At 41.7% G+C, this 26,864-nt stretch carries 27 protein-coding genes and 1 tRNA gene; 13 read left to right on the forward strand and 15 right to left on the reverse strand.

Annotated elements, in window-relative coordinates; genetic code table 11:
• Nucleotides 1–95 precede the first annotated feature (95 nt).
• A complete protein-coding gene (locus FTV08_RS00105; RefSeq protein ID WP_004645581.1) occupies nucleotides 96–461 on the reverse strand; it encodes a NirD/YgiW/YdeI family stress tolerance protein in 366 nt (121 codons plus the stop codon).
• A 93-nt stretch (nucleotides 462–554) separates the two neighbouring features.
• Entirely contained in the window at nucleotides 555–2,312 is a 1,758-nt protein-coding gene (locus FTV08_RS00110) for a GspE/PulE family protein (protein ID WP_180086154.1), read from the reverse strand.
• Nucleotides 2,313–2,521: 209 nt separating this feature from the next.
• On the opposite strand from FTV08_RS00110, the gene FTV08_RS00115 reads away from it, so the two are divergent.
• Nucleotides 2,522–3,772, forward strand: coding sequence for an MgtC/SapB family protein (locus FTV08_RS00115; protein ID WP_180086156.1), 1,251 nt, complete (start codon nucleotides 2,522–2,524; stop codon nucleotides 3,770–3,772).
• 1 nt (nucleotide 3,773) lies between these two features.
• Here the strand turns inward: FTV08_RS00115 and tsaA are convergent, their stop codons facing one another.
• Nucleotides 3,774–4,493, reverse strand: coding sequence for a tRNA (N6-threonylcarbamoyladenosine(37)-N6)-methyltransferase TrmO (gene tsaA / locus FTV08_RS00120; protein ID WP_180086490.1), 720 nt, complete (start codon nucleotides 4,491–4,493; stop codon nucleotides 3,774–3,776).
• A 105-nt stretch (nucleotides 4,494–4,598) separates the two neighbouring features.
• On the opposite strand from tsaA, the gene FTV08_RS00125 reads away from it, so the two are divergent.
• Nucleotides 4,599–5,378 (forward strand): ferredoxin--NADP reductase, encoded by a 780-nt coding sequence (locus FTV08_RS00125; protein WP_004279005.1) that lies wholly within the window; start codon nucleotides 4,599–4,601, stop codon nucleotides 5,376–5,378.
• Nucleotides 5,379–5,442: 64 nt separating this feature from the next.
• Here the strand turns inward: FTV08_RS00125 and FTV08_RS00130 are convergent, their stop codons facing one another.
• The 3 genes from FTV08_RS00130 to FTV08_RS00140 form a co-directional block, all read right to left on the reverse strand.
• Nucleotides 5,443–5,625: a hypothetical protein gene (locus FTV08_RS00130; RefSeq protein WP_004279008.1), complete on the reverse strand. Its 183-nt coding sequence runs from the start codon at nucleotides 5,623–5,625 to the stop codon at nucleotides 5,443–5,445.
• An 18-nt stretch (nucleotides 5,626–5,643) separates the two neighbouring features.
• On the reverse strand, nucleotides 5,644–5,895 hold the full coding sequence (locus FTV08_RS00135; protein WP_004279009.1) for a hypothetical protein: 252 nt from the start codon (nucleotides 5,893–5,895) through the stop codon (nucleotides 5,644–5,646).
• A gap of 171 nt (nucleotides 5,896–6,066) precedes the next feature.
• Nucleotides 6,067–6,690 (reverse strand): cation transporter, encoded by a 624-nt coding sequence (locus FTV08_RS00140; protein WP_180086158.1) that lies wholly within the window; start codon nucleotides 6,688–6,690, stop codon nucleotides 6,067–6,069.
• Nucleotides 6,691–6,776: 86 nt separating this feature from the next.
• On the opposite strand from FTV08_RS00140, the gene FTV08_RS00145 reads away from it, so the two are divergent.
• The 3 genes from FTV08_RS00145 to FTV08_RS00155 all read left to right on the forward strand — a co-directional run bounded on the left by FTV08_RS00145 (nucleotide 6,777) and on the right by FTV08_RS00155 (nucleotide 8,987).
• Nucleotides 6,777–7,187, forward strand: coding sequence for a Cd(II)/Pb(II)-responsive transcriptional regulator (locus FTV08_RS00145; RefSeq protein WP_005247458.1), 411 nt, complete (start codon nucleotides 6,777–6,779; stop codon nucleotides 7,185–7,187).
• Nucleotides 7,188–7,320: 133 nt separating this feature from the next.
• Nucleotides 7,321–8,730 (forward strand): tRNA 5-hydroxyuridine modification protein YegQ, encoded by a 1,410-nt coding sequence (gene yegQ / locus FTV08_RS00150; RefSeq protein ID WP_180086160.1) that lies wholly within the window; start codon nucleotides 7,321–7,323, stop codon nucleotides 8,728–8,730.
• 2 nt (nucleotides 8,731–8,732) lie between these two features.
• On the forward strand, nucleotides 8,733–8,987 hold the full coding sequence (locus FTV08_RS00155; RefSeq protein WP_004645588.1) for a YfhL family 4Fe-4S dicluster ferredoxin: 255 nt from the start codon (nucleotides 8,733–8,735) through the stop codon (nucleotides 8,985–8,987).
• Nucleotides 8,988–9,237: 250 nt separating this feature from the next.
• Here the strand turns inward: FTV08_RS00155 and ahpF are convergent, their stop codons facing one another.
• From ahpF to FTV08_RS00190, 7 genes are all read right to left on the reverse strand, one after another.
• On the reverse strand, nucleotides 9,238–10,803 hold the full coding sequence (gene ahpF / locus FTV08_RS00160) for an alkyl hydroperoxide reductase subunit F (protein WP_180086162.1): 1,566 nt from the start codon (nucleotides 10,801–10,803) through the stop codon (nucleotides 9,238–9,240).
• 242 nt (nucleotides 10,804–11,045) lie between these two features.
• Nucleotides 11,046–11,963, reverse strand: a complete 918-nt coding sequence (locus FTV08_RS00165; protein WP_180086164.1) for a hypothetical protein — start codon at nucleotides 11,961–11,963, stop codon at nucleotides 11,046–11,048.
• 37 nt (nucleotides 11,964–12,000) lie between these two features.
• Nucleotides 12,001–13,134, reverse strand: coding sequence for a toxic anion resistance protein (locus tag FTV08_RS00170; protein ID WP_005106475.1), 1,134 nt, complete (start codon nucleotides 13,132–13,134; stop codon nucleotides 12,001–12,003).
• Between the two features lie 16 nt (nucleotides 13,135–13,150).
• The gene (locus FTV08_RS00175) at nucleotides 13,151–13,942 is read right to left on the reverse strand and encodes a hypothetical protein (RefSeq protein ID WP_004645592.1); all 792 of its coding nucleotides are present in this window, start codon (nucleotides 13,940–13,942) and stop codon (nucleotides 13,151–13,153) included.
• A gap of 341 nt (nucleotides 13,943–14,283) precedes the next feature.
• On the reverse strand, nucleotides 14,284–14,688 hold the full coding sequence (rnk, locus tag FTV08_RS00180) for a nucleoside diphosphate kinase regulator (protein ID WP_004279022.1): 405 nt from the start codon (nucleotides 14,686–14,688) through the stop codon (nucleotides 14,284–14,286).
• Nucleotides 14,689–15,193: 505 nt separating this feature from the next.
• On the reverse strand, nucleotides 15,194–16,444 hold the full coding sequence (gene glyA, locus FTV08_RS00185) for a serine hydroxymethyltransferase (RefSeq protein WP_005103619.1): 1,251 nt from the start codon (nucleotides 16,442–16,444) through the stop codon (nucleotides 15,194–15,196).
• A 154-nt stretch (nucleotides 16,445–16,598) separates the two neighbouring features.
• Nucleotides 16,599–17,846 carry an alpha/beta fold hydrolase gene (locus FTV08_RS00190; RefSeq protein WP_180086166.1) on the reverse strand — a complete coding sequence of 416 codons (1,248 nt, stop codon included), beginning with the start codon at nucleotides 17,844–17,846 and terminating at the stop codon, nucleotides 16,599–16,601.
• Nucleotides 17,847–18,177: 331 nt separating this feature from the next.
• Between FTV08_RS00190 and FTV08_RS00195 the strand changes: the two genes are divergently transcribed.
• The 3 genes from FTV08_RS00195 (at nucleotide 18,178) to FTV08_RS00205 (ending at nucleotide 20,194) form a co-directional block, all read left to right on the forward strand.
• A complete protein-coding gene (locus FTV08_RS00195) occupies nucleotides 18,178–18,876 on the forward strand; it encodes a DUF3820 family protein (RefSeq protein ID WP_180086168.1) in 699 nt (232 codons plus the stop codon).
• A gap of 101 nt (nucleotides 18,877–18,977) precedes the next feature.
• Nucleotides 18,978–19,625 carry a hypothetical protein gene (locus tag FTV08_RS00200; protein ID WP_180086170.1) on the forward strand — a complete coding sequence of 216 codons (648 nt, stop codon included), beginning with the start codon at nucleotides 18,978–18,980 and terminating at the stop codon, nucleotides 19,623–19,625.
• Nucleotides 19,626–19,843: 218 nt separating this feature from the next.
• Nucleotides 19,844–20,194 carry a hypothetical protein gene (locus tag FTV08_RS00205; RefSeq protein WP_164543105.1) on the forward strand — a complete coding sequence of 117 codons (351 nt, stop codon included), beginning with the start codon at nucleotides 19,844–19,846 and terminating at the stop codon, nucleotides 20,192–20,194.
• A 253-nt stretch (nucleotides 20,195–20,447) separates the two neighbouring features.
• Here FTV08_RS00205 and FTV08_RS00210 read toward each other — a convergent pair whose 3' ends face one another.
• Nucleotides 20,448–20,666, reverse strand: a complete 219-nt coding sequence (locus FTV08_RS00210) for a hypothetical protein (RefSeq protein WP_004645598.1) — start codon at nucleotides 20,664–20,666, stop codon at nucleotides 20,448–20,450.
• Nucleotides 20,667–21,658: 992 nt separating this feature from the next.
• On the opposite strand from FTV08_RS00210, the gene FTV08_RS00215 reads away from it, so the two are divergent.
• Entirely contained in the window at nucleotides 21,659–23,230 is a 1,572-nt protein-coding gene (locus tag FTV08_RS00215) for a sensor domain-containing diguanylate cyclase (RefSeq protein ID WP_180086173.1), read from the forward strand.
• A gap of 35 nt (nucleotides 23,231–23,265) precedes the next feature.
• Here FTV08_RS00215 and FTV08_RS00220 read toward each other — a convergent pair.
• Nucleotides 23,266–23,341: transfer RNA gene (locus FTV08_RS00220), tRNA-Arg, on the reverse strand.
• Between the two features lie 190 nt (nucleotides 23,342–23,531).
• Between FTV08_RS00220 and FTV08_RS00225 the strand changes: the two genes are divergently transcribed.
• The 4 genes from FTV08_RS00225 to FTV08_RS00240 are packed head-to-tail and all read left to right on the forward strand — an operon-like array spanning nucleotide 23,532 to nucleotide 26,724.
• A complete protein-coding gene (locus tag FTV08_RS00225) occupies nucleotides 23,532–24,467 on the forward strand; it encodes an ABC transporter ATP-binding protein (protein WP_180086175.1) in 936 nt (311 codons plus the stop codon).
• Nucleotides 24,464–25,237 carry an ABC transporter permease gene (locus FTV08_RS00230; protein ID WP_004279041.1) on the forward strand — a complete coding sequence of 258 codons (774 nt, stop codon included), beginning with the start codon at nucleotides 24,464–24,466 and terminating at the stop codon, nucleotides 25,235–25,237. Before FTV08_RS00225 ends, FTV08_RS00230 begins: the two co-directional genes overlap by 4 nt.
• Entirely contained in the window at nucleotides 25,237–26,052 is an 816-nt protein-coding gene (gene queF / locus FTV08_RS00235; RefSeq protein ID WP_180086177.1) for an NADPH-dependent 7-cyano-7-deazaguanine reductase QueF, read from the forward strand. Before FTV08_RS00230 ends, queF begins: the two co-directional genes overlap by 1 nt.
• An 18-nt stretch (nucleotides 26,053–26,070) precedes the next feature.
• The gene (locus FTV08_RS00240) at nucleotides 26,071–26,724 is read left to right on the forward strand and encodes a hypothetical protein (protein WP_180086179.1); all 654 of its coding nucleotides are present in this window, start codon (nucleotides 26,071–26,073) and stop codon (nucleotides 26,722–26,724) included.
• Nucleotides 26,725–26,864: the final 140 nt, after the last annotated feature.

Consider the following 26,864-nt stretch of genomic DNA (forward strand, 5'->3'; position numbering starts at 1 on the left):
AAAGCAGCAGACTCAAAAAAACCACATGCTTTTTGGTAACTTGCATGTGGTTTTTTGTTGCTGTGTTCAAACTGACTGCAGCAAATCAGGCGATATTAGAAACGAACCTGATCAACCTCAATTTCAACACGTTTTGCCGGCTTATAATCAATGTCGATTTCACCTGTGATGATCACCGGTGTTTTGGCTGAAATCGGCTTGCCTTGCCAAAGTTCATCATCAATCTCAACAGTTATAGTACCTGTGCTGTCGCGGAACTGGTATTTTTCATCACCCACTGCTTTCACGACATAACCTTTAAGCTGAACCTTGCTGTCATCTTTCATGGCCAGTGCCTGTTTGACTGTGGTCGATTTAGCAAAAGCAGCCTGATTCACAGCAGTGTCGCTACTTGCTATCGTAGCCGTCGCGATAGAACCCATCAATGCAGCTGCCAAAACCGTATTTATCATCATTTTCATCGCAATTACCTCTTTAAAGTCTTGCCTTGTTTCGATGATGCTATTAAAACAGCCGAAGATGAATTGAATCTTAAGATTGCTTCATTTTCAAAATTAATTTAAGGGCACCACTCTCAGGACTTCTTCAAGCGTGGTCACACCTTCCAGAATCTTGCGCGCCCCGGCAATTCTGAGCGGCTCTACGCCTTCTTTTTTCGCCTGCTGACGCAGCTGGTTCAGGTTAGCATCCGCACCAATCAACTGTTTGGTGGTCAGACTCAGTGGCATAAACTCATAAATCCCGATACGGCCTTTATAGCCGGTATGCCGGCATTCTTCACAGCCTACCGCCTTAAAGACAAATTCCGGTCGCGGCAAAGGATAATCGGCTGCCAGATGCTGCCACTCCTGCTCGTTCAGGAAACTTTCCTGTTTGCAGTGCGGACACAGCTTACGAACCAAACGTTGAGCCAGAACACCCAAGATGGTTGCTGCTGTCAAAAATGGCTGTACGCCTAAATCATGCAGACGGGTCAGACTCGACGGCGCATCATTGGTATGTAAAGTCGATAGAACCAGGTGACCGGTCAATGCTGCCTGAATCGCCATATTGGCAGTGTCCTGATCACGAATTTCTCCAACCATGATAATGTCCGGGTCCTGACGCATTAGTGCGCGCACGCCGTCAGCAAAACCGAGATCAATACCATTATTGACCTGCATCTGGTTAAAGCTAGGTTCCAGCATCTCGATCGGATCTTCAATCGTGCAGACGTTGACCTGTTCAGTCGCCAGCTGCTTCAGAGTTGAATAAAGCGTAGTAGTTTTACCGGAACCGGTCGGACCGGTCACCAGAATAATGCCATGACTATGACTGGTCAGATTGTTCCAGTCGTTGAGCAGATGACCTTCAAAACCGAGTTGCTGAAAACTTCTCACCAGCACTTCCGGATCGAAAATACGCATTACCAGTTTTTCACCAAAGGCGGTCGGCAAGGTCGACAGACGCAGTTCAGTTTCCTGTCCTTTAGGTGTCCGGGTTTTCAGGCGGCCATCCTGTGGCTTACGTTTTTCCGCCACATTCATCCGGCCCAGAATCTTGATTCGGGAAATGACGGCGGTCAATGTATTGGCCGGCATGTTGTAAATCGTATGCAGCACCCCATCAATCCGGAAACGGATCTTGCCGGTGTCTTTACGTGGTTCCATATGAATATCACTGGTACCTTGTTCAAAAGCAAATTGCAGCACCCAGTCCACCAGTTTGACAATATGCTGGTCATTGGCATCCGGATTCTGGGAATCGCCCAGTTGCAGCAAGGCTTCGACGCCCTTATTTTCCCGGTCATAGGCAGACGATTTTTGTGAACCACTAACTGCACGACTGACTTGATAGTATTCAGTAATATAACGTTGTAATTGTTCTGGATTCAGTAATACCCGTTGTATTTTTTTTGGTGCAATATTCTGCTCGAGATTCGACATCCATTCAGTTTTATAAGGCTGATCTGTAGCAATCAGAACTTTGTCTGCCTGAATTTCTACCGCCAGAATACGGTTGCGCAGTGAATATTCCTGCGACATGACATGGGTCAATGCCTGTACATCAGCTTTGAGCGGATCAATGATATAGAACATCAATCCGGTTTTTTCTGCCAGCCACTGACATAAACGGTTCAGAGTCAGTGTTGTTTGAGGATAGGACTGATCGACCAGATTAAAATTAGCAATCCACTGTAAAGGGTGCCATTTTAGTTGTTCACGTTGCCGATGAGTGGTTTGTACCAGCATCCGGTCGCGTTCACTGATTTTACCGTCTTTAAAGAGTTGGTCTAGACACCATGCCGTATCAATTTCAAAGTCAAATTTCATTATTATCAGTCCCCAAACTTGCCTCCACTATAACAAGTTTTTGCAGTTTTTCGCATGCTCCCCACCTGTTGAATGTACGTTTCTATTTCAATCTCAAAAAGAAAGTAAATAATGGATTTGATTACTACCGCAACATTTTTGATCTATGCAAACTCTATCTCGTCGCATATATTTTTAAATAATCAACTCTTAGCTTGCTGAGGTCACAGATGGATTTGACTGCGGTTCCCCTGCATGCGCATTCTTTTCATGAACTGCTCACGATACTCACCTCGGCATTGGGCTGCGGCCTGCTAATTGGTCTGGAGCGGGAACGGCATAAGCAACGCGAACAGCAACCAAGTTTTGCCGGCTTACGTTCCTTTGCGATCTGTGCTTTATTGGGCGCACTGTGTTTCCTGTTTGGAATCGTGATTGCTGTAATAGGTGCTTTGATCGTGGGTGGTATGGTCATTTTATCTATCAAAAATCAACCAGATGATCCGGGCATTACCACAGAGCTTGCATTTGTGATGACCTATTTTGTTGGCGCCATGTGTTTGTGGAATATTCCTCTGGCAGCCGGTCTTTCCGTGCTCTTAACCGGTATTTTGATGGCCAAACATACCATGCACAATATTGCCGGGAAATGGATTAAAGAAGCCGAGTTCAGGGATGGACTGTTATTACTGGCCTTGATTTTGATTGGTCTGCCGCTGACCCCTGACCGGCCTTTTTGGGGCGAAGTGCTTAACCCTTATCTTATTTTAAAATTACTGACCTTAATTTTAGTGGTACAAGCTTTGGCGCATATTGCGAAACGCTTTTTCTCGACTAAAAATGCCCTGATGCTGTCCTCCATCGCTTCCGGTTTTGTTTCCAGTACGGCGACCATCGCTCAGTTGGGCTTACAGGTCCGTAAAGGTGAAATGGATGCACGATCGAATGCCGGTGCCGCGCTGATGTCCTGTATCTCGACTATTGTGTTGCTATTGATTGTGGTCGGGGGCGTATCCTGGAGCTGGCTTAAAATCCTGCTCTTGCCCTCTTTAGTTGCCGTAATCCTTCTGGCAGCCTGTGCATTTTTATTATTGCGCAAGGCAAAACCTGCGCCGAGCATGGAATCGTCAGACAGCCAGATGTTCAGCTTAAAAGAAGCCGTGATTATTGCAGTCACATTAACATTGATTCAGGCTGGAGTTTACGGACTGGAGGTCTGGCTCGGGGATGCCGGCTTACTGGCCGGGACCTTGCTCGCCTCTTTATTCGAGATTCATGCCGCGATGGCCAGTGTCGTCGTTCAAGGTGATCCCTCCAATCTACGTTTGATTTATGCCCTGCTTTTAGGTCTGGGTGCTCATGCCCTGGCCAAGTCAGCCAATGCCGCTTTGACCGGTGGCTGGAAATTTGTCCTTTATTTTGCGCCTGTGCAGATTTTGCATATGGCGGCGTTGATCGGCTTATTGTGGTGGAACCTATAATCTAGGAAGGAATATGCTGGATAGCAACAATTAGCACTTGCTGAGCATGAATTTTGAAATGGATATCAACATTTGCAAACTTCATCCCATATACCCGTTCTTCATCTTCCTGATATGCAGGTCTTGGATCTAAAGATAAGACAGCTTCCAGTTCCTGAATAGTCTGCACAGAAATTTTTCCATTTCCTGGTAATTGTTGCTTTTGCTGCTCCGCTTCATCGCTCCAAATGACGGTTTTACGTGGTGGTTCATCCTGTGCATAACCGCTTTGTGCTTCGATGATAGCATCCGAATATTGAATATAAGGTTTGATATCCATAATTGGCGTGCCATCGAGCAAGTCACTCCCTGTCACATACACTCGAACATGTTTGCCCACTTTTCTCACTTCTTTGAGTTTGACCACAGATAAACCAATCGGTGATGGACGATACATGCTGCGCGTAGCAAACACGCCTATTTTCTTGTTACCACCCAAACGCGGCGGACGCACTTGTGGACGAAACTGGCTGTTGTGCTGGTTTTTATTGTCATGAAATTGCCAGACCAGCCACAAATGACTGAATTCTTCAATTCCCTCAAAGGCGAGCAGGTCATTATAGGGCCCGACCATTTCAATATAGCTTTCGACCTGAACCAGATTCGGCTGACGAGGAATACCAAATTTTTCTTTATAGGGAGAACGCATATAACCAATAATCGGCAGCGTCAGTTCAGTCATCATCACTTTTTTTGATAAGCTCAATTAAATATATTCAGTTTATCGAGAATGAATTTAGATTAGAATAGCAAGCTGTTCTAATTTGATAATTTATTGAGACCTTTAATGGCTGCTTTTAACGTCGAAAAGATTACTCACGTCCACCACTGGAATGATACTTTATTCTCTTTTAAAACGACTCGTGACACTGCTTTGCGTTTTAAAAACGGTCAGTTTGTAATGATCGGCCTTGAAGTCAATGGCAAGCCGTTAATGCGCGCATATTCAATTGCAAGCGCCAACTACGAAGAAGAGTTAGAGTTTTTCTCAATTAAAGTGCCTGATGGTCCACTGACTTCGATTTTACAGAAAGTCAAAGTCGGTGATGACATTTTGGTTTCTAAAAAGCCGACAGGTACATTGGTACTTGATGACTTGAACCCAGGTAAAAATCTTTACCTTCTTTCTTCTGGTACTGGTCTTGCACCGTTCCTGTCGACTATTCGCGATCCTGAAACTTATGAGCGTTTTGAAAAAATCATCGTAGTTCACGGTACCCGTTTCATTTCAGAACTGGCTTATCAAGATTTGATCCTGAATGAAGTGCCAAATCATGAATTCTTCTCTGAACTCGGCGCGAAAGAAAAATTGGTATATTACCCAACCGTCACCCGTGAAGAATATCCAAACCAAGGTCGTGTAACCACCGCGATTGAAACCGGTGAACTGTTTGAAAAAATCGGTCTGCCACGTTTCAACCCGGAAACTGACCGTGCCATGTTATGCGGTAGCCCTGCATTCCTAGATGACGTTGCTGCGCTTCTTGATCAACACGGTCTGAAAGAATCTCCGAAAATGGGCGTTTTAGGCGATTACGTGATTGAACGTGCATTCGTTGAAAAATAAGATTTTCTAAAATAAAAAACCGGACTTAAAAGTCCGGTTTTTTATTGGAATAATCACCAAATAATTAACGATCGCGACCTTCCTGGTTTGCAGAACCTGAACAGCCTGCGCCACCTGCAATGATGAAACCCGTTTGCGCTTTACATGAACCAATCATACGGCCATGAGAGTCAAATGTAGTTACTGACGATGCACAGCCCGTCAATACAACAGTCGCTACAAGTGCAATAAGTGCTGATAATTTCATGATATTCCCCTTTATTATTTACGGTTTTAAATTAATCTGATTTTGGCTTGGTGGCGTTGGTAACAGGCCTGTATTCGCATCTGGCGTATTGTAATTCACACCTAAGGCATCGCCTGAACCACTACAATGTGCACTTGCGGTCGAAAGTAGGCCACGCGTCGCCATACATGAACCGATGATTTTTCCTGTTGCATCATAAGTCACGACTTTGGAACTACAAGCGGCTAGCCCCGATATTGCCAATATTGAAAAAATTTTAATTAAATTCACATTAACCCTCGCACGATGCAAAAAACTAAATTATTAAAATTTATGTATATTTTCTGAATTTCGCCAGAGATTCTAATTTAATTTGTTTATTTGTAAAGCTTTATTTTTCAAATATTATAAAAATGGAAATAAATAAAAAGCTGCCCTGCAGGACAGCTTTAAATATAAAAATTAGCTGGATTTATGTTTAAGTGATCTTTCTTCCAGAGACTGCTTAATCACTTGATAACCTGATGTGATGCCGAGTGTAGCGATAATTACAGCCACAATAATATCCGGCCAAAGACTGCCTGTACCAAATACACCTACGGCTGCCAAAATCACGGCAGCATTCCCGATAGCATCATTGCGACTACAGAGCCAGACCGACCGCATATTGGAGTCACCCTCACGAAAAGCATAAAGAATGGCGGCTGTAAATACATTCGCGACTAAGGCCAGAACACCAATCAGACCCATAGTTAGCGCTTCAGGCGGTATACCTTGTATAAAAGCGTAGATGACTTTTCCAATCACCACCAAGCCAAATACAGCCATGGTCAAGCCTTTAATCAGGGCAACTGTTGCGCGCCAATACAGGCTTGCCCCTAATACAGCCAGTGAAATCCCATAATTTACTGCATCTCCAAAGAAATCTAGCGCGTCTGCCCACAAGGCCGATGAATGTGCATATGCACCACCGATCAGCTCCACTACAAATAAAGTGAAGTTCACCAGCAAGGCAATCCATAGCGCTGTTCTAAATTTGCTGTTGGGCTTGATAGGTGCCGGTTCAGGACTACAACTACAGGCCATATCATTCCCCCGATGATTTTTTATCTAAAATACGATAAATTGATTAGAAACTATGGACTAACTCCAAGGTCAAGCAGGAGGGCGATATGTCAGTTTATTTGATTTCAGAAATGGCTAAAAAAACTGGTCTAAGCACTGATACCCTACGTTTTTATGAGAAAAAAGGCTTTATTCAGCCGAATTTTCGAGCAAGTAATCAGTATCGTTATTATGGTGAAGACGCATTAAAAAGACTGCTTTTTATCAAGCGTTGCCGTGCCTTGGACATGTCATTAAAAGAGATTGAAACCCTGATTCAACTTGAACAAAATCCGGAGCAGGAGTGCTGTGCCGTCAACCAATTGATTGATCAGCATCTTTCGGATATTTCAAATAAAATTAAAGAATTACAAATATTTGAACGGCAACTGATCACACTGAGAGAAAGTTGCAACACCCCAACCACTATTGATCATTGCCAGATTTTAAAAACGCTTGAAAATCCTGAAAATGACTGAATATTGAAGATATTTTATGGAGGATTCCCTACTTAAAAAAGAACCTTGTTTTACATCCAAATCGCGTATTTCCGAGTGATTTACTAGGTTGAATCCAAATTCCAGATGATTAGAATAAAGCCGTACTTTTTATATGTCTTTCGATTTGATCATGAGCATTACCACTGTTACCGAACTTCTCTCACCTGCTGGCTCACTGAAAAATATGCGCTATGCCTTTGCTTATGGTGCAGATGCAGTCTATGCCGGTCAGCCGCGTTATAGCTTGCGGGTTCGGAATAATGAATTTGACCATGACAATCTCGCCATTGGCATTAAAGAAGCACATGAACTCGGCAAAAAGTTCTATGTGGTGGTCAATATCCAGCCGCATAACTCCAAGCTGAAAAATTTTATTCGTGATTTAGCGCCTGTAGTGGCGATGCAGCCAGATGCGTTGATCATGTCCGATCCAGGTCTGATCATGCTGGTGCGTGAACATTTTCCAGAGATGGATATTCACTTGTCTGTTCAGGCCAATGCCGTGAACTGGGCAACCGTGAAATTCTGGAAAAATATGGGCCTGACCCGCGTGATTCTGTCACGTGAACTGTCGATTGAAGAAATTGCAGAAATCAAACAGCAAGTGCCCGATATGGAGATTGAAGTCTTTGTTCATGGTGCACTGTGCATGGCCTATTCTGGCCGTTGCATGCTGTCAGGCTATATGAACAAACGTGATGCCAATCAGGGTGCCTGCACCAATGCCTGCCGCTGGGAATATAAAGTGCTGGATGCTAAGGAAGATGAAACCGGTGATGTGATTCCAGTGAAAAATCTGGATTCAGGCTGCTGCTCCAAAGATGCCGACGAACAACACATGCAAGAACAACATCAGTTTGATGAGCCAGTGCTGTTACAGCGCAACGAAGAAGACATGTTTGCCGCAGAAGAAGATGAACATGGCACTTATTTCATGAATTCCAAAGATCTGCGTGCTGTTCAGCATGTAGAGCGCTTAACTAAAGTAGGTGTGCATTCACTGAAAATCGAAGGCCGTACCAAGTCTTATTTCTATTGTGCCCGTACTGCTCAAATTTACCGTAAAGCAATTGATGATGCGTTGGCTGGTAAACCTTTTGATCCGTCACTGATGACACAATTGGAAGGCTTAGCGAATCGTGGTTATACCGAAGGTTTTCTACGCCGCCATGTGCATAGTGAATATCAGAATTATGAACATGGTTCTTCCAGTTTTGATCATCAAATTTTCTGCGGTGAAGTACTGGAGCGCAATGGAGATTACATCAAGATCGATGTGAAAAACCGTTTTATCGTCGGTGACTCACTCGAACTGATGACGACTAAAGGCAATATCACTTTCAATTTAACCGAAATGAAAGACAAAAAAGGTAATCTGATCGAAGACGCCAAAGGTTCAGGTCATATCGTTGAGATTCCAGTTCCGGCAGATGTTGATATGCAATATGCCCTGCTGATTCGTAATCTGCCAAGCTCGACTATGGATATTTCGGCATCTTCACTGGCTTATCAAGCGAGTTAAATATGGCACTGCTCATTACCGACAAATGCATCAATTGCGATATGTGTTTACCGGAATGCCCAAATGACGCGATTTATGAGGGTGCGAAAGTTTATGAAATTGATGTGAACCGTTGTACAGAATGCGTCGGTTTTTATGAGCATCAGACCTGTGTAGATGTCTGTCCGATTGAATGCATTGTTCCACATCCGGAGTATCGGGAAACACAAGAACAATTACTGGAAAAATTTAAGGGTTTGAACTTATTTAAATCTTAAAAATGAAGCGATGGAATAAACATTGCTTTATATAAAAACAACCTTGGGGAAAGTATAAAAATAAGGGTTGAAAACAAAAACTGTGCAGAGGAAAGGAACAGCTGAAAGTGCGTGGGGACACTTTTGGCTGTTCCAATAATAAATATAAAAAAAGGAACTCGGGTGTTAGCGTCCTGAGTTCCTATAAAGCGATAATAATGTATTTATAAGATATAGCACCTCGGTTTTGGGGAACCCAGGTGCTATTTTTTTATTGTCCTGAACGGATGATGTAATCAAAAGCAGACAGTGATGCCTTGGCACCTTCACCGGTGGCAATGATGATCTGCTTGTACGGCACGGTGGTACAGTCACCTGCCGCAAACACACCTTTGACATTGGTTTCATTGCGATCGTTAATCACAATCTCGCCACGGTTAGTTAATTCAACTGGGGTTTCTTTCAGGAAGTCCGTATTTGGCAACAAACCGATCTGCACGAAGATCCCTGCAAGTTCAACTGTGTGCTCTTCATCCGTGGCACGGTCTTTGTATTTCAGACCAGTTACCTGTGAACCATCACCCAGCACTTCAGTCGACAAGGCATTCTTGATCACGGTGGTGTTCGGCAAGCTATTCAGTTTGTCTTGCAGAACCTGATCCGCACGTAGTTTGGTATCAAACTCGACCAGCGTGACATGCTCCACAATTCCTGCCAGGTCAATCGCGGCTTCGACACCCGAGTTACCGCCACCAATCACGGCTACACGCTTGCCTTTGAACAGTGGGCCATCACAGTGCGGACAGTAGGCTACACCACGGGTTTTATATTCCTGTTCACCCGGTACATTCATTTCTCTCCAACGTGCGCCGGTCGACAGAATCACGGTTTTCGATTCCAGTTTGGCACCATTCTCTAAAGTCACTTCCACCAGACCATTGGCCGTTTCATCAGCACCTTTGATGTCAGATACACGTTGCAGGTTCATGATGTCGACACCATATTCACGCACATGGGCTTCCATCTCGGCTGCAAATTTAGGACCTTGGGTCTTCTGTACAGACGTAAAGTTTTCAATGTCCATGGTATCCATGACCTGACCGCCCATGCGCTCCGCCACGATCCCGGTCTTAATGCCTTTACGCGCTGCATAGATCGCAGAAGTATTGCCTGCAGGGCCACCACCGATCACCAGGACATCAAAGGCGTCTTTGGCATTCAGCTTTTCAGCATCTTTGGCAGCGGCATTGCTATCCAGCTTGGCGATAATTTCTTCCAGTGTCATACGACCCTGACCAATATGCTGGTTGTCCTGGAATACCATCGGCACCGCCATGATCTTGCGTTCTTCCACTTCTTCCTGGAAGAAAGCACCATCAATCATGGTCGCTGTAGTGCCCGGGTTATAGATCGCAATCAGGTTGAGTGCCTGAACCACATCCGGACAGTTATGGCAACTTAATGATACGAACACGTCAAAGTTAGATTGAACACCCAGGCTCTTGATATTCGCCAGCACTTCATCAGAGACTTTCGGTGCATAACCTGAAGTTTGCAGCAATGCCAGAATCAGGGAAGTAAACTCATGACCCATTGGCAAGCCTGCAAAGAACACCCGTGGCTCTTCACCGGCCTTGGCAATCCCGAAACTTGGCGCACGTGCATTGGTCCCGTCAAAGCGTGCAGTGACCAGGTCAGACAGTGCAGCCACTTCGGCAACCAGTTCCTGGATTTTGGCTGATTTGTCAGAACTATCCAGAGTGGCGACCAGTTCAATTGGGCCTTCCAGGCGTTCTAATAGGGTTTTAAGTTGAGCTGAAGTATTTTGGTCTAACATTGCTAACGTCTCCAAAGGAGTAAATGTTTACTTGATAACAGGATATTAAATGAATTGAATAAATAGGTAAAACAGTTTGTTTTTATTTTATTGATCGATATTTTAGATCGTTAAGCTAATCCTAGTTTTTTTCTGCCTTATTTAAATTTTTGAGCTGTGTTAAGCAAGTTAAATAGGTTGTCTTAAAAATAGCGTTGAAATTTCATCAAAAAATGCTCCCTATTCAGGAGCATTTTGGGAAATTAATGAATCCGCTGTTCGATACGGAGTGATCGACCCTTGATTGAGTTGGCCAAGAAAAACAAGATTAAGCTGAGTAGCGCCGATAAAATAGCGACACCAATAATGACCAGATTCGTGATCTGGCTCAACTGATCCGCCTGTTGCACCTGCGTATTTACACTCTTAGCGACCGTTGTCATCGCTTGACCATAGACTTGTTGCTGCATGGTCCAGATTTGTTCAGGCTTGAAACCATATTGTTCAAATTTAGGATCCTGTTTTTCTGCCTCAACCAATTTTAAAACATAGGGTTTTGCGGCAGATAAATCTTGCGGCTTATGCAGCAATGCCGTTTGCGCCAATAAATAAGACTTTACTGGTGCAGCAATCTTTGAATCGGCCAGGTAACGGGCGATTTCACTATCATTGATATTACTATCGTAATACACCACTTGCTGATAAGCATCATCCCGATCATTGCGCAGATCATGCTGCCAGTAAGTTAAGCCTGACCAAATTACGATAAAAGCAATCAGCCAGGCGACAAATTTCAGCACAAAAGACTGAAAGCGCACATAAAAGAAACGCAACTTTTTCAGTAAGCCAATCACAAAAAATGCACCGATGAAAGAGGCAAAAATTTTAATAATCAGCCAGCCAAACCAGCTCAGCAAACTAAAAAAATAATCTGGACTATCACCAATGCTGGCCAGTGTGGCATCTACACTGACCGGCAAATGCAATTGCTGTACTTGGGTACTTAGGCCAAAAAAACCATAGACCAGTTCCTGCTGGAAAAATAGGCTGATCAGTGAGGCTATAAATACGGTAGAGGTGGTCAAACCCAATAGCATCAAATTGCGTTGACGTTTCTTGAGTGCAACTACCCCCTGTTTGATGTCCTGAGGCTTAACGGCGTATTCATCTAAGGGCGGCAATCTCTACTCCTTCTTTCAGATTTTGGCCCCACCTGATTTAGTTGGGCTTGGATCCACTGGTACTTGATTCAATCACCAAATGATTCAGATTATCCTGCAAAGCTTTCAAACGCACGGTTGCTTCTGTGCGTTTTTGTACACCTTCTTTCTGGATCTGAATCACATCATTTACAGTTTTAATGAGGGTGTTTTGCACATGTTCAAGTGTTTCGATGTCAATCACTGAACGCTGGTTGGCTTTAGCGGTATCGACCGAGTTCTGATGTAATAGGTCAGCATTACGGCGAAGCAGCTCATTGGTGGCATCATCAATGGTATTGGCCAGCTGTACACTGTTCTTCTGTTCGCTCAATGAAATTGCGAGACTGATCTGGTTTTTCCACGCCGGTAAAGTAATGTTTTTGATCGCATAGAACTTGTCGACCAGCATCAGGTTATTCGACTGGATAATCCGGATCATTGGCAAGGTCTGCATGGCAGATTGCTGCAATACCTGTAAATCACTGACACGTTTTTCCAGATTATTGGCCAGATGGTTCAGGTCATAAATTTTCTGGGTGGTGCTCTGATCTTGCGGCAAGGCGGTTAAAGTGGAAATTTCCTGCTGCAGCTCCTGTTCGCGTAAACGGCCTGCGGCGATATGTACCCCGAGCTGTTTATATTCATCCTGTACCCCGTCAAACATTTTATCCAGGGTATCAACACGTGCTTTCAAACCGGATTGCGAGGTTTCAATCTCTTTCACCAGTACATCTAGCTGCTCTTTAGTGGTATTGAAATGCGCATCAAAGTTATCTTTCGCACCTTTGAATTTGCTAATGATATTGCCAAAAAAACCCGAACTTTTCTTTTTATTGAGAATACTGCTGGTATTCAGCTGCTGAGCCACCTGTACCACCTGATTCAGCTTCTGTCCTGTCGCATCCAGATCTCTATTTTGCACCAGATTCAGTAATTCATCGGTATAGGTCGAAGTTTTGGTCGCAATATTTTTGCCATATTCAGCCACGCTGTTATGACTCATGTTCTGCAACTCTTTACGTGCAGCCAGCACCTCCTGAAAGTCAGCAGGCTGTAAGCCCAGTTCTTTCAGGTCCATTTGCTGGAATTTTTGTTCGACCAGTTCATTCGAGCTTTCAACAGGTAAATTTACTAAATCAGACTTGGTCATAGTTCACCTTATATTGTTATGTTTTCGAGGGTTTCTCGAGGGATTTTTTTAACGTTTTAATCAGACTCTCACGGCTATTATCAAGTTTTTCCAGATCACTTGTCGAGTGTTTCGTCTGGCTTTGTTTGACATGATATTGCCAGGCCGGAATCAAGACCTGCTGTGCTTCCTTAAAGCGATCCAGCAGGCTAAAGGAAAGCTGCTGCGAAAGCTGCATCTGGGTAATGGCGATGTCATTACTGCTTTGCAAGGTACGTAAGGTATTAATTTTCTTGGAGAGGCGTTCTGAAAAATTATCCAAGGGATGCTGGTTTTTGACGAATAGCGGATATTCAGACAGAAACTCGTCTGCTGCGACAATGTGCTTGGCCATCTGTTCGCGCAACCCCAAAAGCTGCTGAAAACGTGACTGCGATTTCTGAATTTCAATCTGCAATTTACGGCTTAAGTGATCGGCCTGATCCAGCAAACGGTCCAGCCGTTGATAATATTCCACCTGACTTGAGCCATAATCCAGATCGATGCCCAGCCATTTCTGTAGAGCATTAAATTTACGTTTTTTCAGATATTTTTTAGATTCTGCCAAGGCATGAATCAATTGCTCAATGGTCTGGCTTAACTGTTGGGTCAAGTGCGGATCTACACCATTCAGTAGAACGGACTGTGCCTGAATCAGAGCATCTGCATAATGATTCAGCCCATATTGATTATCCAGTACAGGCACAAGCTCATTACGCTTAATCGCCAGAATTTCCTCACGATCAAGCATCATGTCAGTCAAGGCAGGTAGAGCTTCAAAGCGCGACATGGTTGAGGCGATATCCTTTAAAAAAGTGAAACAAAGAAGTCTAGAACATCTTCGAATGTAGCAAAAAAACAGACCGCGTTGTGTATATTTATCCAGAAATTCGTTACATCACTTTAACTAAATCCATGTTTTATCTTTATTTTAATTATGATTTTGGCAATACGATTCAATTGCAGAGATAAATGACTACATTGCATTTTGAGAATTATTTAACTTTAAGCATTTAGAACTTTAAAATGTATTCAATCTGATCTAAATGCTTACAACATCAGGTTTTACTTAAAATCCATATACAAAAAAAGCCATATTGCTATGGCTTTCAAGGATGATCCAACGCTGGCTTAAAGATAATCCCCTTCGCTCTCCGGCTGAAACAGCACTTTTTCAATGGTCACTTTCATGGTATTACCATCCGGTTGTGGCCATTCAATGGTTTGACCTTCTGCTAAGCCCAAAATGGCTGCACCTATCGGTGCGATGACATTGACCTGCCCCTTTTCACCTTTAAATTCGTGTGGGTAAACTAGTGTCACCTCAACAGCTTCCGTAGAAGGTGCAATGGTCAACAACACACGGGAATGCATGGTCACGATATTGCTTGCGATCGCTTGCGGCTCGACCACTTCGGCACGTGCCAATTCATCCTCTAAGCGGATCATGGTTTCGCTCAGCTTGCTCTGATTCTCCAGCATCGTTTCCAGACGATGTAAATCTTGCTCAGATAAAATAATGTTGGGTTTAGTCATCCTTATTACCTTGTTTAATGCATAAATGAAAAATTAATCAATCAACCGCCAGCAGCATTTTTAAATACAGGATTTACCCATATTCAAATGATACCGATCCATATAACGTTTAAATAAAAAGAATGATGTCATTCACGGCGCTTATATCAGCACCACCTTACAGTAACATGGGATTCACTCAAGCGCTTCATCTACCATGATCTTCAGCTCAATAACCTATTATTTTTAAAGTGTCAGGTTCTGAAAATAATTCCTGTAAATAATTTCAAGCAAAGCATGCAACGAATGCATTCATTCTTTTAAAGCATTTAAAAATACAAATAGTTGATAAAAGACTTTAAGCCAGATTGAGAAAAACTCAATATGATTTTATTGATGACTCAATCTCTTACGGCATGGAAATTGATCTATATAAGCCCGATCAAGTCTAAACATCTTTTACATCGTTATTTTTACAGCTATAAAAAAAGCTCCCGGTTGGGAGCTCCTTTCCGTTTATAAGCGATTATGCATAAACTGGGAATTTAGCACATACCGCTGCAACTTTCTCTTTCACCGCGTTGATAACAGCTTCATCGCCTTTAGCATCTAGGATGTCAGCGATCCAGCCTGCAAGTTCACGCACTTCAGCTTCGCCAAAACCGCGAGTTGTTACTGCAGGTGTACCGATACGGATACCTGAAGTGACGAACGGAGAGCGTGGATCGTTTGGTACAGAGTTTTTGTTCACAGTAATGTGAGCAGCACCTAACCAAGCGTCAGCTTCTTTACCTGTGATGTCTTGTTTGATTAAAGACAACAAGAACAAGTGGTTTTCAGTACCACCAGAAACTACGTCATAACCACGAGCGATTAATACTTCAGCCATTGCTTTCGCATTCACAACTACTTGTTGCTGATAAGCTTTGTATTCAGGTGCCATTGCTTCTTTGAAGCAGATTGCTTTCGCAGCAATCGCGTGAACCAAAGGACCACCCTGGTTGCCGGGGAATACAGCCGATTGAAGTTTCTTCTCGATTTCTTCGTTTGCTTTCGCAAGGATCAGACCTGAACGTGGACCACGAAGTGTTTTGTGAGTCGTAGTCGTAGTAACGTCAGCGATTTGCACCGGGCTTGGGTAAACGCCAGCGGCAACCAGACCTGCAACGTGAGCCATATCAACAAATAGGTAAGCGCCAACTTTGTCCGCGATGTCACGGAAACGCTGCCAGTCAACGATTTGGCTGTATGCAGAGAAACCAGCAACGATCATGCGTGGCTTGTGCTCAAGCGCCAAACGCTCAACTTCTTCGTAATCGATCTCGCCAGTTTCAGGGTTTAAACCGTACTGAATCGCATTATATGTTTTACCAGAGAAGCTTACTTTTGCACCGTGAGTCAAGTGACCACCGTGAGCAAGGCTCATACCCAGAACTGTATCGCCCGGGTTCAGAAGCGCTAAGTAAACTGCTGAGTTTGCTTGTGAACCAGCATGTGGCTGAACGTTAGCATAATCAGCACCAAAGAGTTCTTTAGCACGGTCAATCGCCAATTGTTCGATAACGTCTACATACTCGCAACCGCCATAGTAGCGTTTACCTGGGTAGCCTTCCGCATATTTGTTAGTAAGTTTTGAACCTTGAGCTTCCATAACTGCTGGTGAGCAGTAGTTTTCAGAAGCGATTAGCTCAATATGAGCTTCTTGACGAGCATCTTCATTCGAGATTGCTTGAGCTAATTCTGGATCAAATTCAGCGATAGAGATATTGGCAAACATTAGCGAGGTCCTATTGATTTAGGGCTTTTAAGCCGTGCTAAGATTGGCGCGTATTGTAGCATGAAGTTTTAAATTTTCGATCATGAACTTTATTCAGTTTGCAATAAAAATGGCTCATATCTAAAAAAACATGAGCCATTCAGATAAAAATAAGTTATTGAATTGGCATTAGAGATTTTACATCTGAAATAATATTAGGAATATTCAGTGCATAGACACTACCATGATCCCATTTAGTCACATTTGACTCATCCGTAATATAACGTACTGAAGTTTGTTTCTGATTGGCGAGTGCAACCAAAACATCTGTTGCTGCTTTCGGAACGGTACTATCTGCTGAACCCTGATAAATAATCACTGGCGTAGAAACTTTAACAAGTAAAGGCTGAGAATCTTTTTCCAAGAAGCTCTTTACGACTGGAATATTCATAAAATTAGTTTGAGTACGAGGATAATTATTTACTGAGTTATTATTTGATTGTGCATAAGCATACATTGCAGTACCAAATTTCTGGCCTAATACATCATAGCAATCAGTTTCTGCATTTTTCGCGATTTCGTCGGTTGGTGTTTTAAAAATCTGACTATATTGCAAATTTGGGTTCGGGTTACGCAAACCGGCAACAATCAATGCAGTAAAGGTATCTAAAGATGCTAAAGTTCCAATTTTTTTATCCAGATTTGTTTCTTGTCCCGCCTGTTGTTCACCTCCTGTCAAAATCAGATTGAAATTTGAAGCCGGTGCTAAAGCTACCGTACCTTTATAGGTCATCTTAGAAGCACGTGCTGCATATTGCGCAGCACCTAAAGCTGCCTGGCCACCTTGAGAATGCCCTACTGCAACCCATTGATTGGACGCTTGTGAACCTAAATAATTTCGTGCAGCCACAACTGCATCAGTAATAGAATAAGCTTCACTTTTCAGATTCAAGAAAGGATGAAGTTCTTTTCCACTTGGCTCTCCTAAACCTTCATAGTCAGGTGCCACTACAATATAGCCAGCTTGGAGAAACCCGCCAATCATGGCTTTAATATAATCATTCAGCGCTTTTCGACTCGGCGCACACTGATCAGCTACACCGGTAGTTCCATGTGCCCATGCCACAATTGGCCAGCCTGTAGCTGGAGGCGTTCCCTCGGGTGTGAAAACTAATGCAGTAGCTTGTGTTTCCTTACCATTAATTCCTAACATCTTATAAGTCATGATCACACTTTCGTCAGCGATCCCGGAGAAATCCGTTTGAGTATAGGCTACAGGTGTTGCCACGACTGGATTATCGATATTATTTACTGGAACAGCAGGTTTGGACTCGTAAAAACGATCATTATCACTATCATCGTTACAAGCAGTTAAGGCTACACTTAATGTGAGAAGAGCACAGGTCAATACTTGACGTTTCATCGATCTTATCCTTATCTTATTTATTATCATCTCTAATGAGTTTTTCTGGTTTTATCTTTAACAAACGATAAAACTACATGTAATTTCCCAATTTATCTAAACAATATCAAGAAAAGAATGCGTTATTTTTTCTATTAAATTCGCGTCAGTTTATATTTATTATGAAATCAGCAAACTTAAAAATAGAGAATTTCCCCTTTTCAGAACTATACAAATAGTCGCCATACGTTAAAAAGCCTGCAATTAATACAGAAATAAAGCAATTCAATTGTCAGTTGCAAAATAATAATGTTAGATTTTACTCTCCTCTCTTTTCAGGCACATTTCCGACATGCAGGCCATTATTCTTGATACCGAAACGCATACTTTAAATGGTCAACCCATCGAAATTGCTTATGCGCCTGTCGAAATTGTAGAGCATAAAATCAGTCTGGATAAAAGCCGCCTGTTTGATCAGCTTTATTCATGTGACGAAGCCATTTCTTTTGCTGCCATGGCCGTGCATCATATTCTGGAATCGGATCTGGAAGATCAGCCGCATTACACTACCTTTCGCCTACCTGATGAAACCGTCTACATGATCGGCCATAATATTGATTATGACGTCCGTGCCATCGAAAAATGTGGTGTAGATACTTCAAAAATCAAGGCGATTTGTACACTGGCTTTAGCACGTCGGGTCTGGCCAGATGCGGAAGCACACAATATTTCTGCCCTGATTTATATGATCACCAAAGGCAGCGAAAGAGCGCGTGAAATGATCCGTAAAGCGCATCGTGCCGATATGGATATTATTTTAACGGCCAATATTTTAATGCATATTGTGCATCATTTAAAAATCAACAGTATGCAGGAATTATTCGATGCTTCTGAAGATGCCCGAATTCCACGTACGATTAATTTTGGTAAACATCGCGGCACCGCTATTGCAGAGCTACCTGCTGACTATGTGCAATGGTTGTTACGTCAAGATGAGCTAGATCCTTATTTACGTAAGGCACTTGAAAATACGGCGATCACGACATTATAGTTTTTATCAAAATAAACCTCTGTATTTTAATAAATACTTCATATTAATGTAATTTTCACAGACTATGCTCTAGCTGAATTTAAGCAACCATCTATTCAGTCATGATGCATTTTTATAAAACTCAACGTGGGATCGAGGTGCTACAGGATCGCTCCATCCCGCTAACCGCACGCCAACGCCGCTTACTGGTTCTGATCGGCAGCCAGGATTTCAACTTATTAAATGATGGCTTAAAGCAGCAGCTTGCTCCCGCCGAACTCTTAGAGCAACTTTATGTCATGGATCTAATCGTTCCAGCTGAAACTGGCGATATCGCAATCAGCCAAAAAACGGCAGACGCAAGAGCAGATACAAAAGTTGACTTGGCACACTCCGAGATTCACCATTCGTTGAATTCCTCGATAGCAGCGACCTCTACGACGAAAGATTTAAACTCCGAAATGGAGCCCATAAAAATACTGCAGAACATCCCATCTGTTGAAAAGGATGTAAGCCATGAACAAAAGCTGCCTGAACTTAAACTTATGTCTTTTGAAGACCTCAAATATATGATGATGGAAAGCTTACAAAAATATTGTGGCTTGATGGCCAAGCAGCAAATTCACCATATTTTACAGGCACCGGATGTGCGCAGTTTGAAACTTTGTCAAATGCAATGGATCACATCACTTCAGGAAAGTCGCATTGCGCCTCAAGAATTGAATCACATTCTGAAGCAGATTAATTTTGCTTTAGATCAATTGCAGTAAAATAAAGCGCCTGAATAAGAATATCTTAGTCTTTTAAACTCTTAAATAAGCGAGTTTAACAATGAGGCAGCTTTAATTATTTAAGATAACTAATTGGTTATTTGATATATTTATATTTAAGCAAAATTTAAAGCTCGAAATATCCGACTTAAGCGTGATAGAAAAAGAATTACAATCCCGCCATATAGTGAGCATAGACATCCGATTGGATCATGTACATGTCACATTATTTAGAATTCGATGCGTTCGATAATCCCATGCAACTGAGTAAAGTTGGCAACTGGGTGATCACCTTTTTAAGTCCGGTTGAAGAACTGCAATTTGTGCAACTGGCGATTACCTATGTGCTTCCCCGCCAGATCAGTGACAGCTTGCAACCGCGCCGTGTGTTGATTCAAAAAAGTCCCATTGAGCATCATTGGCTGATCCAGGCCATTGAATGTTTTGACAGCACGACTCGTCAGGAAATTTCTTTAAGCCCTGAGCATACAATCGCACAGCAAACTTTAGTGCAGATTCTAAAAGATTTTGAAAAATATGATGTGAATGTGCAGCTTAAACAGATTTAAATATTTGCTCACTCCAGCGAGCTTTTTTATTGTTATGGGATATTTCTTCGGCCAATTAAAGCCCATTATCACGTTGTCTTCTCTTAGATATTGAATCAGAAGCTGATTATAGCTGCATACAGTAGTATCCAAGCTAGCAAACACCAAAGTATAAAAAACTCACCTAAATGGTGAGTTTTTTTATCTGCTGAATCGGTGATTTCGGATAAATAAGTTCAATTTTTTTCTACCTATCTGAAGTTCACTGATTAAATTATTCGATAACGCGATAAATATTTGAAGATTGTTGGCTTTCAAACAACAACTCAATACTCGGCAGAATGGTTTCACCATCCACCACGATGTGTTCAATTTTTTTGACCAACTCAGCTGCATGATGAATGTTGTGCTCTGCAAAGGAACGCAGCATCGCTTTCGCTTCAGTCACTTGGCTAAATTGATCTTTCACCTTGATATCAATCATCTTTGACATTTTTCCTTCCTCTCTCATTATCCAATTTTCAGTTTTTTATACCATAATTAGCCAAGCGATTAATCTTCAAGATGTTAGCGAATTTGGCAATGTAAACTTTTTTATCTGAATGGATTATAAGAAAAAGAATATTAAACTTAATGAATTGTGCAGACATTAAAAAAGCTCGCATTTCTGCGAGCTCTGTGTTGGATGGCTAGTGCTAGATTTATTGTCTGGTGATAAACATCAAACTCAACTAACTGTCATTGATCCGTCCAACTTATCGGTAGCGTCTTATTGATTTTACGACCTACCATGAGTTGAATATAACAGTATTTTTTTAGCCGATAATACTCTTTTACACTTCTAAAAGAAGACTTATACAAGATTTCAATTGTCATTTTTTTAAAGCAGATTAGAATATTTCTGGCTTGTTATCCGAAGACTTCTGCATTCATATCGTCTTTATTTAATTCATTGATTTCTAGAAAAATATCCTATTAAACATACGATTTCCTGTTGCATAGCGGGTTCAACATTTTCCTTCATAACCTCTAATGAGCACTTCAAAATTTAAACTCGGATATGATTTTTTATTAAAAATACTTTCGAAAAAGGACGCAATATTCAAAGAAACTGCTGTTATAGAATCTATACGACTAATTTTAAAAGGTTATTTTCAAAAATTGGCGATAATTCAATCTCCTCATTAAGGTCAATTAACCATATTTTTGTCTGAGTACTTCATCATTTAGAGGGACGGATCAAAATTATTGAATAGATTTTCTGAACGTTAAATGTCATATTTTTATTTGTAGCATAGTTAAATATTCAGAACCTTACTCAGCTTTTCAAAGCTACCCTATTTACATGCAATTGATCTGTAAACTCTAAATTTGATCAAAATAAAAACTCCTACTTAATAGAAATTTAATTTTATATCAACCTTAAACATTGAATATAAATGCAATACAATGCTCATAAATACATCGAGATATATCTAATTTTTTATGTCAGCTAATAATTTTAGGAAACACCTTGATCTCAATTTAAGGCAGTTAATACTTTTATTGGCTATTTTTAGTGTGTCTAGCCTTTTTATTATTTCTCTCATTATTAGCTATCAGATCGTCAAAAATCAGTTAATCGACAATTCCCTTGCCTTAAATGCTGACCATGCACATAAAATTGCATTAAGCACAGACAACCATTTTAGAAATATGCTTCTTGAACTGGACTATAGTGCCAAGATATTAGGTCAAGACTTTAATAACAATGAGCTGAGAGAAGCCGAGGTCAATAAATTAAAATATCAGTCTGAACATTATAACAGTGTCGTAATCAGTGATACTCAAGGCAGACTAATCAATTTTTCACCGAATATTCTGAATATTGATAAAAGCAAAATACAACATACTCAAGGGATTATTGACTCTCTCCATAAAAAATCGACTTATATATCTTCACCCTATTTTTCTGTGCAAAAAAACATGATCGTGTTTATATCTCAACCTATTTTTGACAAGTCAAATCACTATCAGGGCTTCATCGGTTCAGCGATTTATTTAAAAGAAAAAAATGTAATTAATCAGCTTCTAACCACTTATAAAAATTATAAGAATAGTTATATGTATGTGATTAACAATGAAAATAAAATTATTTTCCATCCGGATCGTGAACGAATTGGTCAATGGGCCAGCAATAATACTGGTCTGGAATATATGCATGCGCATAAAAATGGTCAAATTCGTTTAATCAATAGCCAGGGCACTGATAATCTGGCGGGTTTTTCTCATATTCCGACTTCAAACTGGATCGTGGTTTCCCAACAACCCACCCATGATTTACTTAAACAGGCAAATTCTATCCTTTATAAATTAGCCGCAGGATTCCTTTTATTTTATCTGCTTGTTTTTTATATTGTATGGCGACTGTCTGATTCTATCTCGGCTCCGTTGAACCAACTGGCAGATATGGCAAGTTTACTGAATCAGGCAGAAATCGGTTCAAAAATTAAGGATATCCAACCCTGGTACTATGAGGTCACAAAATTCAAGTTAGCTCTACTGCTCAGTGTTCGCAAATTTTCACAACAAATGAGCAAAATGGATCATCATATTAATACAGATCCTTTAACCGGCTTGATGAATCGTCGTGGGTTGAATTATGTCATGACTCACAACATGAAAATGAACATCCCTTTTTCAGTGCTTCTGATGGATGTGGATCATTTTAAAAACATTAATGACAATTATGGTCATGATCAAGGTGATGTTGTCTTAAAGCATATTGCCAAGACGATGCAGCAAAAATTTCGTAAAGATGATATTTGCTGCCGCTACGGTGGTGAAGAATTTATCATTATTATACCGAACAGCAATCTCACTGAAGTGTATGAAAGTGCGGAAAGGTTCAGAAAAGAGATTGCAGGTAAAGAGATTCAGAATATAGGTCACATTAGCATTTCGATTGGGATTGCTTCTTGGCCAGACAGTTCTAAAAATATTCTAGACGTTTTGAAAATTGCCGATAACAATCTTTATCGGGCGAAAGATGATGGCCGCAACTGTGTGCGTTACTAATTTGATTTATTTTTCAGTTTTATAGCTTAAATAAATGGTGCGCTCAGCGGGACTCGAACCCACGCCACAGGCTTCGGAGACCTGTACTCTATCCAGTTGAGCTATGAGCGCATCTTTTTTGGATCGCGCACATCATAACAAAAAAAAGCATAAGGTAAAGCAACTATCTCTAACTTCATCATTTTTATGCTTAAGCTTTATACAATGTTCCAAAACAGCAACACAGAATTATATGTGAATCACTTGGCTTATTTTGCGAGATCACTCACAATATCTCAACTTTTCACCATTTGAGATATTCATGACTGATGCACTGATCTTAAGGGATGTGTCAAAGACCTATCGCAATGGCTTTCAGGCATTGAAAGGAATTAACTTAAATGTACCAGAAGGTGAATTTTATGCGCTACTGGGTCCTAACGGCGCAGGAAAATCTACCACCATCGGTATTATCAGTTCATTAACAAAAAAAACATCCGGTACAGTCGAAATTTTTGGTCATAATCTGGATACCCACCCCTCTCAGGCCAAACAGTGTCTAGGTGTGGTGCCTCAGGAATTCAACTTTGCCCAGTTTGAAAAAACCTTCGATATTTTGGTGACTCAGGCAGGCTATTACGGCATTCCTAAAAAAATTGCACAGGAACGGGCGGAGCTTTATCTGACCAAACTGGGTTTATGGGAAAAGCGTTCCACTCAGGCCCGCATGTTATCCGGCGGGATGAAACGTCGCCTGATGATTGCGCGTGCCATGATGCACGAACCGAAACTGCTGATTCTGGATGAACCGACAGCTGGCGTTGATATTGAGTTGCGTCGTTCGATGTGGGAATTTTTGAACGAGATGAATGAAAAAGGCACCTCCATCATTCTGACCACGCATTATCTAGAAGAAGCGGAAATGCTGTGTCGCCGTATTGCGATTATCGATCGCGGTGTGATTAAAGAAGACACCACCATGAAAAGCTTCCTGAGTCAGCTCAATGAAGAATCGTTTATTTTTGATCTGGCCGAACCGATTGAACCTTTACATCTGGATATTATCGGCGTGCGATTTAACCTGATCGATCCGATGACCTTAGAAATCACTATGGACAAGGCACATAGCATAAATGATCTGTTCCAGTTGCTGGAATCACAGAATATTCAGGTGCGCAGTATGCGCAATAAATCCAACCGTCTGGAAGAACTTTTTGTGAAAATGGTCGAGAAAAATCTGGATGGAGCTGCGCAATGAACATTAATCAGCTCAGCGTAGCTTTATATACCATTATCTATAAAGAAGTGCGTCGCTTTATGCGCATCTGGCCACAAACCCTGTTGCCACCTGCAATCACCATGAGCCTGTACTTCGTGATCTTTGGTAATCTGGTCGGCTCACGCATTGGAGAAATGGGCGGCTATAGTTATATGGAGTTCATTGTGCCCGGTCTGATTATGATGGCCGTGATCACCAACAGCTATGCCAACGTCTCATCTAGTTTCTTCAGCTCAAAATTTCAAAAAAGCATTGAAGAACTGATTATGAGTCCTGTACCGATGCATGCCATTTTATGGGGTCATGTATTGGGTGGTGTGATTCGTGGCATATTAGTTGCGATTATTGTCAGTGCCGTGAGCTTATTTTTTGCCGATTTATACATCACCAACTGGTTTGTGACTATATATACAGTCTTGATTACTTCCCTGCTGTTTTCTTTGGGTGGGTTTATCAATGCCGTTTATGCCAAATCTTTCGATGATATCTCGATTATCCCGACTTTTGTGTTAACACCACTGACTTATTTAGGTGGTGTGTTTTATGCCATATCGAGCTTAAGTCCGTTCTGGCAAAATTTATCCTTGATTAATCCTGTCGTATATATGGTCAATGCCTTCCGCTATGGCATTTTAGGACATAGCGATGTCAATGTCGCCATTTCACTGACTGTGATTACCTTATGTTGTGCCGTACTGTATGCAGTGGCCTATCATTTACTCTCCCGTGGTTCAGGAATGCGTGAATAATGAGTGTAGAACAATCTCTCCTTGGTAAAGATACCAATTACCCGACAGAATATCAGCCGGATGTTCTGTTTCCGATTTCGCGCGCACCTGCTCGTGAACAATACGCGCATGTCGACGCGATTCAGCAAGGCACCGACTGGTGGCATGTTTTTGAAATTTCCTGGTTAAATTCAACCGGCGTACCCCAAGTCGCAATTGGACGGATCAGCCTGCCTGCTTCTTCGCCGAATCTGATTGAATCTAAATCACTCAAGCTCTACTTTAATAGTTTGAATTTTGCCGAATTTGAATCTCAAGCTGACTTTATCGCCAGGGTGGAAAAAGATTTATCTGCTGCTGCTGGCGCAGAGATTACGTTAGATTTATTTCAGGTTGATGACTTGGAAGTTGCCAAGCCTGAAGGCATCTGCATTGATGAACTAATTCCGGAACGTCTGGAAAATCATCCTGATGCGAGTCTTTTGGCTCTGGATGCGAACCATACCGAAGAAGTTGAAATCCAGCTGTATTCACATTTATTAAGAAGTAACTGCCCAGTCACTGGACAACCGGATTGGGGTACAGTATTTATACGCTATCAGGGCAAAAAACCTTGTTATAAGAGTATTTTGGCTTATATTATTTCTTATCGTCAGCATAACGGTTTTCACGAACAATGCGTGGAGCAGATGTTTGCCGATCTCTGGCAACAACTGAAACCGGAAAAGCTGATGGTCTACGCAACCTATACACGCCGCGGTGGATTGGATATCAACCCTTGCCGTGTATCGGATTTAACATGGATGCCTCGCCCTATTCGATTAGCGCGACAATAAAAACATTGAGGTTGAACAATGCCATTTTTTGGGTTTATTCCTTCTGCAGAGCTTTTAAATACAATTAAGACTGCACAAAAAAACAAAAATTCAAGTGAGCCGCTTTACCCATTGCGTGATAAAACCGCATTGATGATTAATGATGAAATTATTGATGCGATTCTCACCGAGCTGGTGCGTCGCTTTCCTGCCAGCGATAAACGTGATACTGCGGAAAAACTGGCTGGCTATATCAAGTCGACTGTTGCGGTTTTGCTGAAGCAGTTATTGAGTAAAGCGCCGAACGATGTGGTCAGAGAGTCAATTGCATTCTCTGAGCGCAGTCTGTTTAAAGATCCTGAAGGACATTTCCGTATTGGTGAGTCACTGGATGCCAGTCTGGTGACGAATTTAAAGCATCATTATGCGGAACTTAAAGCCGGTCAGAGCATCGATAAACAAGCGTTCAGTAACTTATACAAGCAATTTGGTGAAGCGACAGTCCGACATTTTATGGTCGACTTTAATAAAACCCTGGATCTTGGCATGATCAAACGCAAGGCAGCAGATATTGGCGCATCTGCAGTGATCAAGGCCATCAATATGGCAGCAGATAAAATTATTCTGAATTTGAATAAAGATGAGCTGCGCGCCATGGCCGAATATCACGACACTTTGTTCTATACAGAATAGTTTTGGATAGCATGGTTTCAAGATTTTCTACAAATCTTGAGGAATTAGCCTGACTTCGGTCAGGCTTTTTTATGATCAATGAAATAGCTTGTTACAGATAAGCGGCTCTATAAGACAGACTGCCGTAAAAATAGCCAATC

This window comes from Acinetobacter sp. YH12226 (genome assembly GCF_013417805.1).
Classification (GTDB): Bacteria; Pseudomonadota; Gammaproteobacteria; order Pseudomonadales; family Moraxellaceae; genus Acinetobacter.

Bases quoted from the DNA above. Each gene is read 5' to 3' on its own strand.
- FTV08_RS00170 (WP_005106475.1), bottom strand. From the start codon at position 13,134: ATGACCAAGTCTGATTTAGTAAATTTACCTGTTGAAAGCTCGAATGAA.
- FTV08_RS00125 (WP_004279005.1), top strand. From the start codon at position 4,599: ATGGCTGCTTTTAACGTCGAAAAGATTACTCACGTCCACCACTGGAAT.
- FTV08_RS00110 (WP_180086154.1), bottom strand. From the start codon at position 2,312: ATGAAATTTGACTTTGAAATTGATACGGCATGGTGTCTAGACCAACTC.
- tsaA (WP_180086490.1), bottom strand. From the start codon at position 4,493: ATGACTGAACTGACGCTGCCGATTATTGGTTATATGCGTTCTCCCTAT.
- FTV08_RS00195 (WP_180086168.1), top strand. From the start codon at position 18,178: ATGCAGGCCATTATTCTTGATACCGAAACGCATACTTTAAATGGTCAA.
- FTV08_RS00175 (WP_004645592.1), bottom strand. From the start codon at position 13,942: ATGTCGCGCTTTGAAGCTCTACCTGCCTTGACTGACATGATGCTTGAT.
- FTV08_RS00200 (WP_180086170.1), top strand. From the start codon at position 18,978: ATGATGCATTTTTATAAAACTCAACGTGGGATCGAGGTGCTACAGGAT.
- FTV08_RS00205 (WP_164543105.1), top strand. From the start codon at position 19,844: ATGTCACATTATTTAGAATTCGATGCGTTCGATAATCCCATGCAACTG.
- FTV08_RS00210 (WP_004645598.1), bottom strand. From the start codon at position 20,666: ATGTCAAAGATGATTGATATCAAGGTGAAAGATCAATTTAGCCAAGTG.
- queF (WP_180086177.1), top strand. From the start codon at position 25,237: ATGAGTGTAGAACAATCTCTCCTTGGTAAAGATACCAATTACCCGACA.
- FTV08_RS00115 (WP_180086156.1), top strand. From the start codon at position 2,522: ATGGATTTGACTGCGGTTCCCCTGCATGCGCATTCTTTTCATGAACTG.
- ahpF (WP_180086162.1), bottom strand. From the start codon at position 10,803: ATGTTAGACCAAAATACTTCAGCTCAACTTAAAACCCTATTAGAACGC.
- FTV08_RS00145 (WP_005247458.1), top strand. From the start codon at position 6,777: ATGTCAGTTTATTTGATTTCAGAAATGGCTAAAAAAACTGGTCTAAGC.
- FTV08_RS00155 (WP_004645588.1), top strand. From the start codon at position 8,733: ATGGCACTGCTCATTACCGACAAATGCATCAATTGCGATATGTGTTTA.
- FTV08_RS00215 (WP_180086173.1), top strand. From the start codon at position 21,659: ATGTCAGCTAATAATTTTAGGAAACACCTTGATCTCAATTTAAGGCAG.
- FTV08_RS00225 (WP_180086175.1), top strand. From the start codon at position 23,532: ATGACTGATGCACTGATCTTAAGGGATGTGTCAAAGACCTATCGCAAT.
- FTV08_RS00105 (WP_004645581.1), bottom strand. From the start codon at position 461: ATGAAAATGATGATAAATACGGTTTTGGCAGCTGCATTGATGGGTTCT.
- FTV08_RS00130 (WP_004279008.1), bottom strand. From the start codon at position 5,625: ATGAAATTATCAGCACTTATTGCACTTGTAGCGACTGTTGTATTGACG.
- FTV08_RS00240 (WP_180086179.1), top strand. From the start codon at position 26,071: ATGCCATTTTTTGGGTTTATTCCTTCTGCAGAGCTTTTAAATACAATT.
- rnk (WP_004279022.1), bottom strand. From the start codon at position 14,688: ATGACTAAACCCAACATTATTTTATCTGAGCAAGATTTACATCGTCTG.
- FTV08_RS00190 (WP_180086166.1), bottom strand. From the start codon at position 17,846: ATGAAACGTCAAGTATTGACCTGTGCTCTTCTCACATTAAGTGTAGCC.
- FTV08_RS00230 (WP_004279041.1), top strand. From the start codon at position 24,464: ATGAACATTAATCAGCTCAGCGTAGCTTTATATACCATTATCTATAAA.
- glyA (WP_005103619.1), bottom strand. From the start codon at position 16,444: ATGTTTGCCAATATCTCTATCGCTGAATTTGATCCAGAATTAGCTCAA.
- FTV08_RS00140 (WP_180086158.1), bottom strand. From the start codon at position 6,690: ATGGCCTGTAGTTGTAGTCCTGAACCGGCACCTATCAAGCCCAACAGC.
- yegQ (WP_180086160.1), top strand. From the start codon at position 7,321: ATGTCTTTCGATTTGATCATGAGCATTACCACTGTTACCGAACTTCTC.